An 18,031-nucleotide genomic window follows, 5' to 3' on the forward strand; every position below is an offset into this window, starting at 1 on the left:
TGAACAAAGAAGGTGTTCGATTATGGAAATACGTCAACTAAAAACCTTTTGGACTCTGGCTTCTACACGCAGCTTTAGTCGGACTGCTGAACTATTGAGCTATGTACCATCTACCATAACCATGCAGATCAAATCCTTGGAAGAAGAGTTGGGCGTAAAATTGCTGGATCGACTAGGCAAAAATGTCATGTTAACGGATGCCGGCCAACAATTCTTGCCTTATGCTACTAAAATCCTGAACGATGTAGAAGAGGCCAAGTGTGTATCAAGTCAGCACGGGGAAACGACAGGAACGGTTACTATCGGGGCAGACGAAGTTATTTGTGCATACTTTCTTCCTGCTTTGTTCAAACGCTTCCGGGAGAACTACCCAGACGTTCGTCTTTTGTTTCGTCCCTTGTCCGGACAAGAGCTTAGAAACAGCCTAAGAGAAGGACTTACAGATGTGATATTTGTATTGGATGAATTCGTTGCAGCCAAAGATCTTCATTCAGAATTTTTGAAAGATGAGTATTTTAAAATGGTGGTTTCTCCAGATCATATGTTAGCAACGCACTCCTCATTGATCATTGATGACTTTCACAAACAGCATTTTTTGTTGACTGAAAAAAACTGTTCTTATCGCACTCCTTTTAACCAGTCCTTATTGAAAAAAGGCGCCGATGCTTTGACAGAACTGGAGTTTCATAGTGTCGAAGCAATTAAACAATGTGCTGGGGCTGGTCTTGGGATAGCCCTGTTACCTGAGATGGCTTTGAAGGAAGAATTAAGAGAGGGTAGACTAGTTGCTTTACCGTGGGATTTATCGGATGTATCCTTTTCCGCACAGATGCTCTGGCATCGTGAGAAATGGATTTCTCCATCAATGGCTGCCTTCATCGATATCGCAAAGAGTGAGTTGAAAACGGAAGAAGTATCTGGCTCATAAGAGGGAGAACACCAAGAACACCAAAGGCAAAGCCCGTGAAAGGATTCTAAGGAGGGTCGCGTTAACCCGAGAATAGATACGTTGAAAATGAAAAAAAGATAAAGATGGTCGCTAATTCAGCGGCTTTTTTGTTTTATTGCTACAAGTTCTTTTCCCACGCGAGGGAAGATCGCTAACTGTGGAAAATCTTTTTTTAGATACTGGTTTGCTTGGCGGGACAGAACTGAACTTTAAATCGTGTTGTTAAAAGGTCCACTGTAAGTAATTTATAGGTTTAATTCTCCGTTTTACTTAAGCCATTTATGTCGCTTTTTCGATATGCTAGCGGGACTAATCCTATGTGCTTGCGAAAAAGGGATGAGAAGTAGCTCACACTTTGAAAGCCGCAGGCAAGTGCGATTTCACTCACAGATCTTTTGGTTTCCCTCAACATCTCACAACTTTTATGAAGGCGGTATCGAGTTAGATAGTTGTTGGGAGTTTGACCCACGTATTTATTAAATAAAGTACAGCAGCGGCTTCGACAAACGGCTCCTGAGGACGCAATGTCTTCAAGAGTTATTTTTTGCTCGTAGTTTTGATGAATGAATCGAGTCATTTGCTGAATATTTGTCCATAATTGCACATCGTGGCTATCTCCCACCTTCGGTTGCAAGTGATCTCCAATACCAGCACATAAAGATAAAGCCTGAGAAGTTAAGCGGAACGGATTTGGAGCAAAGCTATTATGCATTTCAGCATAGATCGCTTGAATGGATAACAATATCTCGTGCTGCCAGGAGATCTGTTCTGCTAGTAATACAAAATCATCCATGTTTGGCCCAAACTTCTCTTCCCAGTAAGCTCGTATGAACGAACCTTCCCCGATGAGAGAGGAATGGATCACTATAACGATAAATGAACAATTACAATGACTGTGAGAAAAACCAAAATGCAAACGATGGCTATTCACAAAAATCCCATTTCCTTGCTCTAATTTAATGGTCTGTCCGTTAACAGAATACTCCATGGAGCCTTCCAGAATGTAAATGAACTCAACATCCGAATGCCAATGAGCGGCAGCTGCAAAATTATCAAATTCATTCAAGCTTCCTCTCCGGACATACAAGGGTAGGTCAGGTAGATTATAATTCAATCTTTCCGATAAATCAGAAAATACCTCTAAATTTTTCATCCAACAAAGTGCCTCCAATAAATATACGATTTTGACAAAAGTATAGCCAATATTTATGGAAAGGACAATGAATTTATCCTATCTTGATAATATGGATACCAACAGAGAGGAGTGGATGTACGTTAAAAAGAAAAAGCGCATACAGTTAACTACTCCTATGACGCGAGATTTTAATAAGGAATTAATCACGCTTGTCATTCCCATTGCATTACAAAATCTAATCTCAGCCACAGTTATATCAGCTGATGTAGTTATGTTGGGAATGATTAGCCAATCTACAATGTCGGCCGTATCGCTAGCGGGACAAATCACCTTCGCATTAACATTGTTTTACATGGGAATGGCTACGGGAGCAGGGGTTTTGACTGCACAATATTGGGGGAAGAAGGATGTACAAACCATACAGCGTATTCTCAGCACGGCCTGCTTGTTCTCATTTAGTATCTCTATTTTGTTTTTTTTAGTATCTTTTTTATATCCTGAAACGTTAATGCGTTTTTTTACAAATGATAGTGAATTAATTCGATTTGGTTCAATATTTCTAAAGATGAATTCGTTTTCTTATCTTGCAATGGGCATTTCACAAATGTATCTTAGCGTGATTAGAAGTATGGAAAATGCAAAACTAAGCGCTTGGATTAGTTCACTATGTTTAATGTTAAACATTTTGTTTAATGCGTTATGTATCTTTGTCCTTTTCCCAGACAGACCTGAAATGGCAATCATGGCGGTAGCTCTTGCTACAGTTTTAGCTCGGTTTATTGAGTTGGGCTGCTGTGTTATATACTCAGTGACGAGAGGATCGATTCGTTTTCGTTTTCCCATATGGGATGGAATTCAGCGCAATCTCCTAAAGGATTTCCTGAAATACACCATGCCTGTACAAGGCAATTACATTGTTTGGGGAGGGGCACTAACTGCGACTGCCGCAATTATTGGACATGTAAGTGCTGATATGGTTGCAGCGAATTCTGTTGCATCCGTGGTTAAGAATTTAACCATTGTCCTGTGTGGAGGTATTGCTAGTGGGGGATCTATATTGGTTGGGAAATATCTAGGTAAAGGGGAGATCGACAAAGCAAAACAGGTGGGAAGCAGAATGAATCTTTATGCTTTACTATTTGGAGTATTAGCAGGATGTACAATTATCCTGATAAAACCGCTTGTTTTCTCCGTAGTAAATCTAAATGTCATTTCTCAAAACTACTTGGATGGAATGTTATATATCAGTGCATTTTATTGTATTGCTAAATCCATTAATGCAACTAATATCTCAGGAATATTTACTGCAGGTGGTGACTCTAAATTTGGCTTTTGGTGTGATTCGATTGTAATGTGGGGTATTATTTTGCCGCTTGGTTATCTCTGTGCTTTTGTCTGGCACGTATCACCCCTTGTATTATATATCGTCATTAGTTTGGATGAGATCATTAAGTTGCCATTGGCATTTTACCGTTATCGCCAATTCAAATGGCTAAATAATATTACAAGGACTTTTTCACCAGTAGGTTAAGAAATAGACGGTCAAAGAATGTAAGGTCAACTAAAATAAATAGATTAGATTAAATTCAGAGGAGACTAAGGCATGAATATTACAGAACGAATGGCAAGCCGACAACTGTTTACGGATCACGATGCGAATTATCCACAGGAAGCTTCTGATCTGGCTCGGGCGCGTCAACGAGGAAAGGCACTATGTTATGAGATCAATCGCTTACATCCCGATGATATTGAAATGCGTAAGACTCTGATGGAACAACTTTTCGGTAGTATTGGTGAAAATGTTTGGATGGAACCTCCTATTCGGATGTCGTATGGATCAAACACTACAGTAGGCAACAACGTCTATATCAACTTTAATTTAACTGTTGTCGATGACTATAAAGTCACGATTGGAAACGATGTCATGTTTGGTCCGAATGTCACGATTGCTGTAACCAATCATCCAGTACATCCAGAAAAGCGCAAAGAAGGTGGAATGTTCGCCCTACCGGTAGTCATCGAGAATGGTGCTTGGATCGGTAGCTGCGCTGTGATTGTGCCAGGAGTTACTATTGGTGCGGGTAGTGTGATCGGTGCAGGAAGCGTGGTAACCAAGGATATTCCTAGTAATGTTATCGCTGTGGGTAATCCCTGCAGGGTCCTTCGTGAAATCACCGATCATGACAGAGAGTATTACTACAAAAACATGCGTTTCGACCAAGTCGAATGGTAGTGGATAACCAAGCAAATAATCAAATCTAACGTGGGCTGACTTAGACGTTACCTGGTAAGGAGAGAATATGGAAGAATGATGCCATTCATTGTTGAAATCATTATATCTGTATGTATTTTGATTGGATTATATTGTGTAGTAGGTAGGTTATTGGAATCCCCACGAGTTGTCAGTTACGCAGAGCATTTAGAAGAACAATTTGAAAGAAATCTTAATCTTTATGAAGACAACACAAATTGAATATTAAAGTATAAGATCTATAGATATAAATTGCTTTTATCCCCTTTTCGTAGACAAGAAAAAAAAGACATCTGTTAAGATGGACTTAATCTTGTCTAGCGGAGGGGATTTTTTCATGGATAAAAAAGGAAAATCATATCAATGGTGTGGCCGAAAGGGTCGACTTGTATATGGATTGAACTAACGCATTGGATAGCTTAAGCTTATTCACACTGGTTTATCATAGATCGTATTTAAATACATTAAAGAGCCGATTCTTTTCTTATGAGGGAATTGACGTTTCATTAGCCAAAAACACGATGACATTCAAATCACATTGAAATAGGGTGGAAACATGGATAAAGGATTTACATTAGCTAATCAACTATTAACGCTGCTTGATACGGAACAAAGATGGTTTACCTTAGCCGAAGTTGAAAAAAGTTTAGGTATCTCCGATAAAACCATACGTAAAATGGTAGAGGAAATCAGCAAGCAATTACCCCCTACGGTAACCATAGAAGTTTCTAGAGGAAAGGGAATCGTTCTTCGGCGTGATGGACGAAGTGAGACGATGAGTGAAGTGATTTCTTCAATGTTCAGACAAACCATCTTTTATCGACTGATGAATATTTTGTTCACGAATGTGGATCGACTGTCCGTGGAGGAGCTTGCCGGAGTTATGTTTATGAGTACCTCGTCGTTGAAGAAACTGATCGTGCAATTAAATAATAATGATCTAAAAGCGTATAAGTTACGCATTACATATTCAACCCCGATGATCAAAGGGAATGAAATGAATATTCGATATTTCTATTGGAAGTTATATTGTGATGCGTATGAGTTCACAGGATGGCCCTTTGCGAATGTCGATTTTGCATATATCAATCAGTTAATCACAAATACAGAGAATGAGAAAAATATTGTGTATTTTATCAATTCCAAACGGAGATTATCCTTTTTGTTGGCCATTGTTGTGGAAAGAGTCGCTAAAGGGAAATACGTAAAAATCGACGAAAGTGCTTACCCTTGGGAAAAGGGGATGTTTTATATGCCTGTGAAGACCCTCGCCCAGAGTCTTGGAGAGAAGCTTACCATTGATTTTCCCCATAGTGAAATTTACTTTATGCAATCCCTGGTCAGTCTCAGCCAATATCATTATTATGAAGGATCAGAAATAACGCCGATGAAAGAAGTTGAATTGCATAAGGACAAAGAAGAATATCAAATGGGTAATCTGCTTCTAAGGCTACTAGCCAAAGTATACCCTAACTTGGAAATGGAAGAACGATTTCTATTGGAGATATACGCATTCTTTGACAAGTTATTAATCGATAATGCAATTCCTGAATGGATGATGATTTCACAAAGTAATTTAACGGCTTATGTTCAAAAGGAATGCCAACAGCTTTATCAAGAACTGCAAACCTGCATGCAAACGTGGAGTAAAGCTTATCCAGCCGTCTTGTACAATAATTTTCATTTAACCAAGCTAACCTTAATTGTTCGTTCCAATTTACGTTATAAAAGGAAAAGGGCCTTCTTGGTAATTGGAGAAGAATTTTCAATTCGTCATTACATAGCGGATTTGATCAAGAAGGAAATTGGGGATCAGCTGATCATCAATACTTCCATAATGAAAGGGCTCTCCGACGAAATGATGCAGCAACATCAGATCGATTTTGTCATTAGTAATATCCCTGTTGCATTGCAGACCGTGCCTGTTGTTATTATCTCTACGATCCCGTCTAAAAGAGATCTGGACAATATTCGTAAAGAATTACTTTTATAATTTGATCAATTATTTCCCGTATCCTTCGTAAGATTTTGGTCTAGTTTGTTATGCTGAAAAATCTTATGCTCAATGTACTTTCCGAACAGATTTTCTTGAAGGCAAGCGGAAGAGATTTCGGTAAGCCTGAGTTCAACATTGAGAGTAGGAGGCAGAAATATGAGTAGGCATTTAGGCGCGAAAAAAGGAGAAATAGCGGACATCGTTTTGCTTCCAGGAGATCCTTTACGTGCAAAATTTGTAGCAGAACACTTTTTAGATGAGGCCAATTGTTATAACGAAGTAAGAGGCATGTATGGGTACACTGGATTATACAAGGGGATACGGGTATCAGTTCAGGGGACAGGGATGGGAAATCCATCGATGAGCATCTATGCAACGGAATTGATTGTCGATTATGAAGTGAAGAAATTGATTCGTATTGGTACATGTGGCGCGATGCAGAAAGAAATTAATATCCGCGATATTGTAATAGCCCAATCCGTGTCTTCAGATAGTAATATGACGGATAAGATCTTCCATGGCTGTAATTATGCACCTACAGCAGATTTCTCATTGTTAATGAAAGCGTATCAACAAGCACAAGCTAAACAAGTAAATGTCTTTGTCGGCAACATCTATAACTCCGATGAATTCTACCGTGAGAGCTTAGATCGACTTCACAAGTTTATGGATTTTGGTGTATTAGGAGTTGAAATGGAAAGCACAGCCCTATATACGTTAGCCGCTAAATATGGCGTGAAAGCGCTATCTATTTTGACAGTAGGTAGTCAATTGTTAACACAGGAGCACTTAACTCATCAAGAAAGTGAACAATCATTTTATGAAATGGTCGAAATCGCTCTTAACACAGCCATTGAGAGCTAATCTACCGATAAGAGTGGTGTAGTAAGAAAAGAGAGTGAGAAAGAAATGAAGGTAGTACTGTCTGGATTGCAGTGGATGATTTTTATGATCGCAGGTGCAATTGCTGCGCCAATTGCTATCGCAGATTTATATAACCTAACACCCATGGAGGCTTCTGGACTCATCCAGAGCACACTAATTACTTTAGGAATAGCTGGATTTTTACAAGGCGTCATCGGCCATAAATTCCCTATTCATGAAGGTCCAGCAGGGTTATGGTGGAGCATTTTCACTATTTACGCAAGTTTAGTGGGGGTATTGTATTCTTCGAATATTGCTGCCCTGCAAGCTTTAAGTGGGGGAATGATCTGTAGTGGAGTTTTATTTATCCTAATCTCAGCATTTAAGCTGATGGATAAAATCGCTCGTCTATTTACGCCAACGGTCACTTTTATATATTTGCTCTTATTGATCTTTCAATTAAGCGGTTCTTTTATGAAAGGTATGATGGGGATCACGTCTAGCCACACCTTGTTAGATGTTAAAGTGTTCGTGCTGAGTGTGATTGTGATTTGCATTACCTTTGGGTTAGGGAACAGTCGCTTTGTTTTGCTGCGCCAATTTTCAGTAATAATCAGTATATCGATAGGCTGCTTATTGTTTATCATATGCGACAAGATGCCGGTGATTTCACCGGCGGATACACTATTTAAACTGCCAAAACTATTTCCTTTTGGAAGTCCAAGATTTGATAGCGGGACAGTCACAACTGCCTTTCTATTAACACTATTGTTAATAACCAATGCGCTTGCGTCTATTCGGTTGATGGAGACCGTTATGAAACAAAAGAAATTGGATCATAAGCGTTATTTGCGTGCCGGATTTATTTCTGGCATTACCCATTTTATTGGTGGCAGTTTCGGAGCGATTGGCTCAGTGCCTATTTCGGGAGCGGCGGGATATGTTGAACAAACAGGGATGAGGGAACGGAAATCGTTTTTAATTGGATGCATCTTAGTCATCTCTGTATCCTTGTTTCCGCCAATAATGAACGTAATATCCGGTATTCCAGCGCCTATAGGCTATGCCGTTACATTCGTTATCTTTGTGAAGATGGTTGGATTATCGCTGAAGGAATTGAAGAAGGTTCTGCATGAAGAACGAACATTTGTTGTTAGCGGAGTTTCTCTTTTAGTTGGTGTGGGTTTAATGTTTATTCCTACATCCGCTACGAGCCATTTATCTCCGATTGTAATAGCCATTTTGAATAATGGGTTAATTTGCGGAAGTCTATTGGCGATTGTTTTGGAACAAGGGTTAATGTGGAAAGATGCAAATCGATATGAGGATTCCAAAAAAAGTATCGATAATTTGGAGGGTTAATTATGCATTATCTAATTTCTGTTGTTGGTCTGGTTATTGTTCTATTACTAGCCTGGCTTGCGAGTAATAATAAGCGGAAAATCAAATATCGTCCAATCATCATAATGATTGTTATTCAGTTAGGTTTGGGATTAATTATACTAAAAACGAGTATAGGCGAATTTTTAATTAAAGGGTTTGCCGATAGTTTTTCGAAATTACTTGGATATGCTAACGAAGGAACGAACTTTGTTTTTGGTGGGATTGCCAATGAAGGAGCTCATACCTTTTTCCTGTTTGTGTTGATGCCAATTGTTTTTATGTCAGCATTAATAGGAATCCTGCAACATTACAAAATACTGCCGTTCATTATCAAGTATATTGGTCTGGTGCTAAGTAAAGTAAATGGCATGGGCAAATTGGAATCTTATAATGCGGTTGCAGCCGCAATTGTAGGACAGAATGAAGTATTTATTTCTGTGAAAAATCAGCTTGGATTATTGCCAAAACATCGCTTGTATACATTATGTGCATCTGCAATGTCGACGGTATCGATGTCCATTGTTGGTTCATATATGACGATGCTGGAACCTAAATATGTAGTAGCTGCATTAATTTTAAACCTATTTGGCGGCTTTATCATTACATCCATCATTAATCCGTATGAAGTTACAGCAGAAGAAGATATCGTTGAAGTTAAGGAAGAGGGCAAACAAACGTTTTTTGAAATGCTGGGCGAATATATTATGGATGGATTTAAAGTAGCCATCGTAGTTGGGGTAATGTTAGTTGGTTTTGTTGGAATCATTGCTTTAATTAACGGGGTCTTTAGTGGCATATTTGGAATATCATTTCAGGGAGTTCTAGGGTATGTCTTTGCACCAATTGCCTTTATGATCGGTGTGCCATGGCATGAAGCGGTTCATGCGGGGAGTATCATGGCAACGAAGCTGGTTGCGAATGAATTTGTTGCCATGTTAGACTTTGTTAAGATTCAAGACGGTTTAAGTGGCCGTACTACAGCTATTGTTTCCGTTTTTCTAATCTCATTTGCTAACTTTGGGTCCATTGGTACTATCGTGGGTGCAGTAAAAGGGCTGAATGAAAAACAGGGGAATATTGTTGCTCGCTTTGGATTGAAGCTGTTATATGGCGCAACACTTGTAAGCGTTTTATCCGCTATAATTATCGGAATTATATTTTAGTTGAATTATTTCTATTTTGAATACCATTGAACTCGAATTGGAGTTGTTCCAAAAAGACAGTTGATGTCAGAGGGACATAAAAATTATCACATTAAAAGTCGCTAATTTTAGCGGCTTTTTTTTCGTCTGTTTGCTCATATTCGGGACGACGAACCGGTTGCTGTCTATATAGTCACGAGCGGTCAGACCGGGGTTTTCAGCCTGAACTGTACATTGAATAATTACAGACTGTCAGTCCAATACGTCTGATCGAGGGAATCGGCTCACTCACCGATCAACACATTAAATTTAAGAAAGTATATATTGACAGCGGAAAAAATGTGTATTACATTTAACTCCACACTTTTTAAACATTTATCTTTAAAAAGTATCTTTGAATGAAAATAGGTATCATATGTTGGTTATTCTTCACTTCACAATGGGTTAGATCAGCGTCTGCGGAAGTTACATATTTAGCATACATATTCAATATTTGATTTAGGGAGGACAATTTAGATGGCTTTATTATTCAAAAATCGGGGCGCTCTGCTGCTTCTGATGTTTAACCTATTTTTAGTTTTTGCTGGTATCGGTCTGGTCATACCAGTGATACCGCAATATATTACTATTTTAGATATTAACGGTACGATTGCTGGGATGCTTACTGCTTCCTTTGCATTTACACAGTTGATTTTCTCACCACTGGCGGGACGATTATCCGATTCCTTAGGACGCAAGCGAATGATTGTCGCCGGAATGCTAGTTTTCGCCTGTGCTGAAGTGATATTTGGGTTAGCCGACTCAGCTTTGCTGCTTTTTGTATCCCGGATGATGGGTGGCGTTAGTGGAGCACTCATCATGCCAACGGTTATGGCTTATGTGGCGGATGTAACCTCCGAGGAAGATCGTGCGAAGGGAATGGGATTCATTAATGCCTCGATCTCGACAGGCTACATCATTGGCCCCGGCATCGGGGGCTATATTGCCGAATTCGGCATTCGTGTTCCGTTCTATGCTGCGGGGGTTGCTGGTCTAATCGCTGCGATCCTTACTATGATTGTCCTGCCGGAATCTCTTTCATCCCTTGTAAAGGGTAATGGGAATAGCGACAAAGCAATGCCTAATCTGGAACCCAAAAGAAGTCTAATTCAACAGTTAAGGTTTACATACCGCGAGCCTTATTTTATCAGTTTAATTATTGTGTTCGTCATGTCCTTTGGACTTGCCAACTATGAAGCGGTATACGGTCTGTTCGTTGACCATAAGTTTGGCTTCACACCAAAGGATATTGCCTTCATTTTCACATTCGGCTCTATTGGGGGCGCGTTGATTCAGTTAACCATTTTCGGTTGGATTATAAGCCGTTATGGTGAGAAAACAGTCATTACAGTCTGCTTGATCCTTGCCGGGGTATTTGTTCTGTTGACGTTGTTCGTACACCAATATTGGCTGATCTTCGCGGTCACCTTCGTTGTCTTCTTGTCCATCGATATTTTGCGTCCGGCCATCAGCACTCAAATGTCCATGGTCGCAAAAGAACATCAAGGATATTTGGCTGGACTTAACTCCGCTTTTACCAGCCTTGGCAATATCATCGGGCCGGTAGTAGCTGGAATGATGTTTGATATCAATGTTAACTACCCTTATGTGGTTGCCGGAATCATCCTGATTCTTTGCTTTGGGCTTTCACTGCGAACAGGAATTAAGCGCGTACAGCGTGCACGAACTTAATGAATTGAGCGGACTGTGGAGGATGGTCCAGAGATTAAGATTCGGACATTAAACAAATTATCTCAGATCCTTTTTTGAATTTTAATGATTTTAATCAAATTTCAGATTTAGATACAAATGACTTTTTGCTTACTGCAATTTCGTGTAGGTTCAGCTCATTTTGCCTATACCTCACGATTTATGGTGCCATCCTCGTCGACTAAGGTCCTTAGAATATCAAAAACTAAAGTTTCGATCTCCATACATTGATCTTGTTCGGGAAATAAGCTTAAGCTGAGTTTAAGCCACTTTCAAGTATGTTCACAAAAGGAGGACAATTCAGGGAGTCTGTGGAATAAATATACAAATTTACTGAAATTGGAGGTTGTGAAATGACGTTTCCGACACATATTGTCTCATCAGGTGGAATTGTAGAAGATGGAAATGGAAATATCCTATTAGTAAAAGCCCATGATGATGGTTGGGTGTATCCTGGTGGCATAACTGAAGTTGGAGAAAATCTGATTGATGGTGTGATTCGTGAAATAAAAGAGGAAAGTGGAATTGACGCGGAGGTTAACCATTTAATTAATGTTGTTTCGAATACAGCGATACATAAGTGGTATGACGGTGTGACGGATGTTCCCACAAAGGTTATGTTTGATTTCGTGTGCAAAGCTGTAGGTGGAGAGTTAGCGACTTCTGATGAAACGAGCGAATGTAGTTGGGTTCCAAAGGAAAATGTTCTGGATTGGATTACATTACCCGCCATCCGCATGCGTTATGAAGCATATTTGAACTTTAATGGCTCTGTGAATTATATCGAATACGTCACTGGGAATATGTCAGAATGTGATGTCAAGCTTCAAAAGCGTGTTTAATTGTAAGTGGGTTTGCGTTTAAAAACTTTGCACTAACGAGTAACGATAGATCAATAAAATCAAGAAGGCAGCTAATCAACGTGATTAGCTGCCAAGAATCATTAAAAAATAATTTAAATTACCTAGTCCTATATCATACTAATTAACCATGTGATTGATGTATTGCTGTGATAATATGTCTAAATGTACTTACAACTGAATAGGCAAACCTATGGAAACGTAGGGACGCAAAGCTACAGGGACTAAAGTTTCAAGTTTTATGACAATGTCAGCCAGTTGCCAAAGAGTATATGATGCTTTTTGTTCTTAGAAGTTTATAAAAGGTGAAGTCTTCATCTTTTAATAGCTTTGCGTGCAATAAAACTACTCTTATGGGTAGTTTTTTTTTGCGCTATTTTAGGTCAGTTGTCATAACTATCATTCATCAGGAGGAAACAATTATGAAAAAAATGATTGCAATCGCTACATCTGCAGCACTACTCGTTGGCCTGTCAAGTGAAGCAGGGTATGCTGCAGCAAGTCAACTATCCAGTGTTTCTAATGCTACTGTGACAAACCAGGCAGGGGATCGTGGCACTATTGTACCCACTGTGGCATCCGTTAAACTGTTTGATTTATACGGAAAAGACATTTTAAATGCTTATAATGATGTCTTTAAAATGAACACTACTCATATTAAGTCAATCACTAATAATGGGGGGAACTACTCAAGTTCTACCATAAATAAGGCGATTGATGGAGATATAAATACACACTGGGAAACAGGTAAACCCAATTCTTCAACATTTACAAATGAGGTCGTACTTCTTTTGGATGAATCGACTACATTAAATAGAATCGTGTACGCAGCTAGACAAACTGGAGCTAAAGGGAAAGGATTCGCTCAAGAGTTTGAGATTTACAGTTCAATGACGGATGCAGGCGATGATTTCACGTTAGTATCCACGGGGGAGTATAAAGGCTCCACAGGTGACGTAGTTGAAATGAAATTTGCGCCAACAGCATTTAAGCGAATCATGTTTGTCTTCAAGAAGGCAAATCAAGATTGGGCGAGTGCGGCTGAGTTTGCTTTTTATAAAGAAGATGCTCTGTCGGATAAGATGAACAAACTGTTTACGGATAATACATATAGTCAGGTTAGCGGGGAGTTTAACACAGTAGAGAAAATAACTGCTTTGGAAAATGAGGCAAAGTCCCATCCTTTATATTCTCAGTTTAAAGCTCAGCTTGATGTAGCCCAAAAGATCGTGAGCGGTGAACTGCAAACCGCAGGAATGATCATTACAGCTGAACAACATGGCGATATGAAGAAGCATGCCCAGCAAAACTTAAGATTTAGTATGGGCACCAATAACCAGCCTACCGGACTTGTAGCCATGCCGGGCGATACGATTAACGTATATGTGGATGTCGATTCTACTGATAAAGTGCCTTCATTGATCTTTTCGCAGCAAGAAGGTGCTTGGAATAGCTGGGCAAAGGGGGTGCAATTGCGTCCTGGAAAAAATACGATCGTGGTACCTGAAAACCCTACAACCAGTGCTTACGCCCATGATGTAACAAAAGGTGGACCTATCTACATCGTTAATCCTTATACGTCTGAAGAACAAGGTCAAGCGCCTCGTATTCGTTTTGAAGGTGTAGAACGGTTCCCGATGATGACGCAGGACTCTGATCCGGCCGAATTTGTAGCTTTCTTGAACGATTATAAACAAAGATTAGATGCAGATAAAGCAGCCCATCCGAACATTAAAGACCGTGAAATGATCGACGTAGTTGAAATGGTGAGTGATCGTATTATTTTTACAGGTACGGCTACACAAGCCTACAATGAGTTTATTACGAAGAGTCAAAATCCTGTGGCTACCTTAACGGGTTATGATGTATGGATTAATAGATTATTTGATTACTTTGGTCTAGATGGCCGCAGTGAGAACCATGATCCTAGGCTTATTCGAGAGAATATTAGATTAATGCAGCCGTATGGTGCGATGTATGCAGCAGGTGACCATACTGGAATTCAGGCTGAAACCATACCTTTGATGCTACAAGATTTCAGCAAGGTATATCCAGGTTGGGGTTTATCGCATGAGATCGGGCACCGCATGGCTGTAGGTGAACGGGAGTATGGTGAGGTCAGCAATAACATGTTACCTATGTTGATGTCAGTAGAGCGTAATTCCATAGATACACGCATCCCATTTGAATCGGATATTTATAAATATGTTATTCAAGAAAATAAAGTAGCGATGGAACAGCAGGGTCTTTTTGCGAGACTCGGCGCATTCTGGCAATTAGAATTGGCCCATCCAGGGTACTGGGCGGAGTTAAATAGTCTATATCGAGATCGTAAAGTATCCCTTCCTAATGGGGAAAGCTCCAGACAACAATATTTAGTAGAATTCTCGTCAGAAGTATTAGGTCAGGATTTGAGCAGCTTTTTTGCTAGACACGGTTTTACAGTCAATCCCGAGACCAAAGTGAAGGTAAGCAAATACCCGGCGTCCAACAAGTTATGGTATTTAAATAATTCAGTCGTCCACTATGAAGGAACAGGGATCGCTAATAAAAATGTTCCTATCAACATCAATATTAGCTCGAATGCAGCAGCAAAAACGAATACGTTGACCTTTAATATGGATAAAGCCTACAAGGAAGATTTCCTGGGTTATGAAATATACCGGGACAATGTCTTAGTTGGATTTACGGGTACGGACCAATTTGTAGACGCCAATGTCGATATGGCTCAAAACTATACCTATAAGATCATTGGTTATGATAAAAAATTGAATGCGCTGAGCCCGGTAGAGGTTAAGGCATTCAAACCAATGCTATCGGTTGAAGAGCATATTACGCTCAAGCTGAATCAGGCTTTTGATCCAATCAGCTACGTTAAGGCAGCGAATTATCAAGGGAAAGATCTTACCGATACTATCGCTGTAAAATCAAATAACGTGGATATCACGACAAAAGGAAATTATGAGGTTGTCTTTGAAATCAAGAATGAAGGAACTACCGAAACCAAAACGGCGCACGTAACCGTAACAAGTGATTATGTGTACGCCTCCGATCTGGATACGGCATCAGCTAGTGTAGGCTGGGGCTCCTTGAAGAAGGACAAGGCACCATCAGGTAGCGCAATTACTTTAGTAAGACAAGGTCTAGCTGCAATGTATACTAAGGGGTTAGGTGTTCATGCCAACTCTGAAGTTGTGTACAACATTGAAGGCAAAGGGTATGACTTTTTCGAGAGTTATATTGGTATCGATCAGGCTGTGAAAGGTAATGCAGCTTCCTCTGCAACGTTCGAAATCTACGTCGATGGGGAACAGAAATTTAGCAGTGATGTGTTCAAATCGAGTACAGAACATGAATTTGTACAGATCCCTGTAACAGACGCAAGAGAAGTGAAGCTCGTCACAACCGATGCGAACCACAATGGAAATACAGCGGATCACACGGTATGGGCAGATGCAAAGTTCACAAATAATGCTAGCCTACCTACGTTAACGGTTCCTGAAGAAATGGCTACAGTGAAGTTAAATAGTGAGTTTGATGTGCTGAAGGGCGTAGAAGCATTTGATGCCGAAGATGGTAATTTAACATCACAAGTTGAAGTGAACTTGAATGGTTTCAATCCAGGTAAGTCTGGAACGTATCAAGTCCAATTCAAAGTGACTGACAGCGATGGAAATGCCATTACAAAGATACGACAAATCGTTGTTTACAGCGCCATCCCCTATGCAAGCGATTTGAACTGGGAGTCGGCTAAAACAGATTATAATGTGGTTAGAAAAGATAAAGCCAGTTCGAACAATCCAATCAAGTTACTCGTCAATGGTGCAATTCAAGAGTTTGAAAAGGGAATTGGAACACACGCCAATTCGGAGATCGTATATAATCTTGCCCATAATAACTACGCCTATTTTGAAACGATCGTAGGTGTCGATCGCAATATTCCGGAGCAGAATAACTCTAGCGTGAAGTTCAGTATTCTGGCAGATGGCCAAGAAGTGTATAACAGTGGATTGATGAAATATGGTACGGAAGCCAAAAGGGTTCAAATCCCGCTTGCGGGTGTACAGCAATTGAAGCTAATCGTAGATAATGCAGGTAACGGAAATGCTTCTGATCATGCTGATTTTGCAGATGCAAAGTTCCTTGTACTAAATAGTGTGCCAACACTTACGATACCGAAATCGATATCGATGAAAGTAGGACAAACCCTCCAGATCGATGAAAATTATAAAGCCGCGGATGCTGAGGATGGGGATTTAACTTCTAGTGTAGTGGTTACGGGAAGAGAGCAAGTGAATTTCAATCGAGTTGGAGAATATCCAATCACTTACACTGTAGCGGATAGCGATGGTAATGTAGTGACGCAAACACGTACGATCGCTGTCGTTAACATGGAGGATTACAAGTATCTGACAGATGTTGATTTGACTTCTACCCAAAATAGCTATGCTGCTCCGCAAAAGGATATTTCGATTAGTAATCATGCTTTGAGATTAACGGATGAGAATAATCGTGAAGTAATCTATGACAGAGGCATTGGAGCACATTCGAACTCTACGATTGTGTATGATTTAAGCGATAAGAATTATGATTACTTCACGTCCTATGTGGGTGTAGATCGGCAAATGTATGGTTCTGTCGGCTCTGTAAGCTTTGAGGTTTATGTGGATGGAGATAAGAAATTCGACAGTGGAGTTATGAACTCTAGAGATCCGCAAAAATTCATTGAAGTAGACATTAACGGAGCGAAAGAGCTTAAATTAGTCGTGACAGATGGTGGAAATGGCAATGGATCTGACCATGCCACATGGGGAGATACAAAGCTACATTTTGTCAACGCGGCTAGACTATATACTGGAGATCTGGAACAAGTTGTTACAGATGCTAAAGTGATTAATCTTGATGGGTACACAGAGGAGAGTGCTGCGGCGTTCACCGCTAGCTTATCCGCCGCCGAGGAGATCCTGGCTAATAAGGAAGTTAAGCAAGAAGAAGTGGATACAGCACTAGCGGCATTACAGGCAGCAATAGCTGGATTAACCGAAGTTGATTTAACTGCGTCGATTGTCATACAAGATGAATATTTAAGAGACTCTATTAAGACAACGCTAGGAATAACGGGAGATCTAACCCTTGGCGATATGCTGAAGTTGACAACACTTAATAGTAAATCTGGAAGAGTTAAATCCCTAGAGGGGTTGCAGTACGCAAATAACTTGGTGACGTTAGATATCACAGGCAATGCAATTACGGATTTCTCGCCATTAAAAGGGTTAACCAAACTCGCTAACTTGTTGGCAAATCCTCAAATCATTGAAGTAGGAGAGCTAACGGGCCCTAGCATTGAAGTCACAAATTTGGTTACAGGAATAGATGGTAATAAAGTGATCCCCTATTCAGCAAGTGTTAGAAACAATAAAACGTTTAAAGAAACACTGATCAATGTGAGCGAATGGGAAAAGAGCCCCGACAAGTTCACTATAGATATGTCCAATGAAGAAAAAGGATATTACACCTTTAACTTGGTATACGAGGTAAAAGGTAATCTTATAGGATTGATCTATATGATAAATCACCAATAAACTTTGCATGCATCCATTGAAAACCGCTAATTTAGCGGTTTTTTTTGTTTGAGGAGTCAAGTTCTTGCCCCAAACTGAGGACAAGAACTTGATTCTAATCATTAAACTCAACAAATACAC

Annotated in this window: 11 protein-coding genes and 1 riboswitch; of the genes, 10 read left to right on the plus strand and 1 reads right to left on the minus strand. The window is 39.9% G+C overall.

Annotated elements, in window-relative coordinates:
- Positions 1 to 22: 22 nt before the first annotated feature.
- On the plus strand, positions 23 to 928 hold the full coding sequence (locus tag CRO25_RS04670; RefSeq protein WP_079693765.1) for a LysR family transcriptional regulator: 906 nt from the start codon (positions 23 to 25) through the stop codon (positions 926 to 928).
- A gap of 274 nt (positions 929 to 1,202) precedes the next feature.
- Here CRO25_RS04670 and CRO25_RS04675 read toward each other — a convergent pair whose 3' ends face one another.
- Positions 1,203 to 2,102, minus strand: a complete 900-nt coding sequence (locus CRO25_RS04675) for an AraC family transcriptional regulator (protein WP_063563665.1) — start codon at positions 2,100 to 2,102, stop codon at positions 1,203 to 1,205.
- Between the two features lie 91 nt (positions 2,103 to 2,193).
- On the opposite strand from CRO25_RS04675, the gene CRO25_RS04680 reads away from it, so the two are divergent.
- The 9 genes from CRO25_RS04680 to CRO25_RS04720 all read left to right on the plus strand — a co-directional run bounded on the left by CRO25_RS04680 (position 2,194) and on the right by CRO25_RS04720 (position 17,911).
- Entirely contained in the window at positions 2,194 to 3,615 is a 1,422-nt protein-coding gene (locus CRO25_RS04680) for an MATE family efflux transporter (RefSeq protein ID WP_256863542.1), read from the plus strand.
- A 72-nt stretch (positions 3,616 to 3,687) separates the two neighbouring features.
- A complete protein-coding gene (locus tag CRO25_RS04685) occupies positions 3,688 to 4,317 on the plus strand; it encodes a DapH/DapD/GlmU-related protein (RefSeq protein ID WP_079693764.1) in 630 nt (209 codons plus the stop codon).
- A 574-nt stretch (positions 4,318 to 4,891) separates the two neighbouring features.
- Positions 4,892 to 6,328 (plus strand): helix-turn-helix domain-containing protein, encoded by a 1,437-nt coding sequence (locus CRO25_RS04690; RefSeq protein ID WP_079693763.1) that lies wholly within the window; start codon positions 4,892 to 4,894, stop codon positions 6,326 to 6,328.
- Positions 6,329 to 6,487: 159 nt separating this feature from the next.
- Positions 6,488 to 7,195 (plus strand): purine-nucleoside phosphorylase, encoded by a 708-nt coding sequence (deoD, locus tag CRO25_RS04695; RefSeq protein WP_064637627.1) that lies wholly within the window; start codon positions 6,488 to 6,490, stop codon positions 7,193 to 7,195.
- A 45-nt stretch (positions 7,196 to 7,240) separates the two neighbouring features.
- A complete protein-coding gene (locus CRO25_RS04700) occupies positions 7,241 to 8,557 on the plus strand; it encodes a purine/pyrimidine permease (protein ID WP_079693762.1) in 1,317 nt (438 codons plus the stop codon).
- Positions 8,558 to 8,559: 2 nt separating this feature from the next.
- Positions 8,560 to 9,741 carry a NupC/NupG family nucleoside CNT transporter gene (locus tag CRO25_RS04705; protein ID WP_063563670.1) on the plus strand — a complete coding sequence of 394 codons (1,182 nt, stop codon included), beginning with the start codon at positions 8,560 to 8,562 and terminating at the stop codon, positions 9,739 to 9,741.
- A gap of 495 nt (positions 9,742 to 10,236) precedes the next feature.
- Positions 10,237 to 11,451 (plus strand): MFS transporter, encoded by a 1,215-nt coding sequence (locus tag CRO25_RS04710; protein ID WP_079693761.1) that lies wholly within the window; start codon positions 10,237 to 10,239, stop codon positions 11,449 to 11,451.
- 371 nt (positions 11,452 to 11,822) lie between these two features.
- Positions 11,823 to 12,311 carry an NUDIX hydrolase gene (locus CRO25_RS04715; protein ID WP_079693760.1) on the plus strand — a complete coding sequence of 163 codons (489 nt, stop codon included), beginning with the start codon at positions 11,823 to 11,825 and terminating at the stop codon, positions 12,309 to 12,311.
- 192 nt (positions 12,312 to 12,503) lie between these two features.
- A riboswitch (cyclic di-GMP riboswitch) is annotated at positions 12,504 to 12,595 on the plus strand.
- Positions 12,596 to 12,751: 156 nt separating this feature from the next.
- A complete protein-coding gene (locus tag CRO25_RS04720; protein WP_179132068.1) occupies positions 12,752 to 17,911 on the plus strand; it encodes an NPCBM/NEW2 domain-containing protein in 5,160 nt (1,719 codons plus the stop codon).
- The last annotated feature ends 120 nt before the right edge of the window (positions 17,912 to 18,031 follow it).

Source organism: Paenibacillus sp. RU5M (assembly GCF_900221055.1).
In the GTDB taxonomy this organism is placed as follows: domain Bacteria; phylum Bacillota; class Bacilli; order Paenibacillales; family Paenibacillaceae; genus Paenibacillus; species Paenibacillus marchantiae.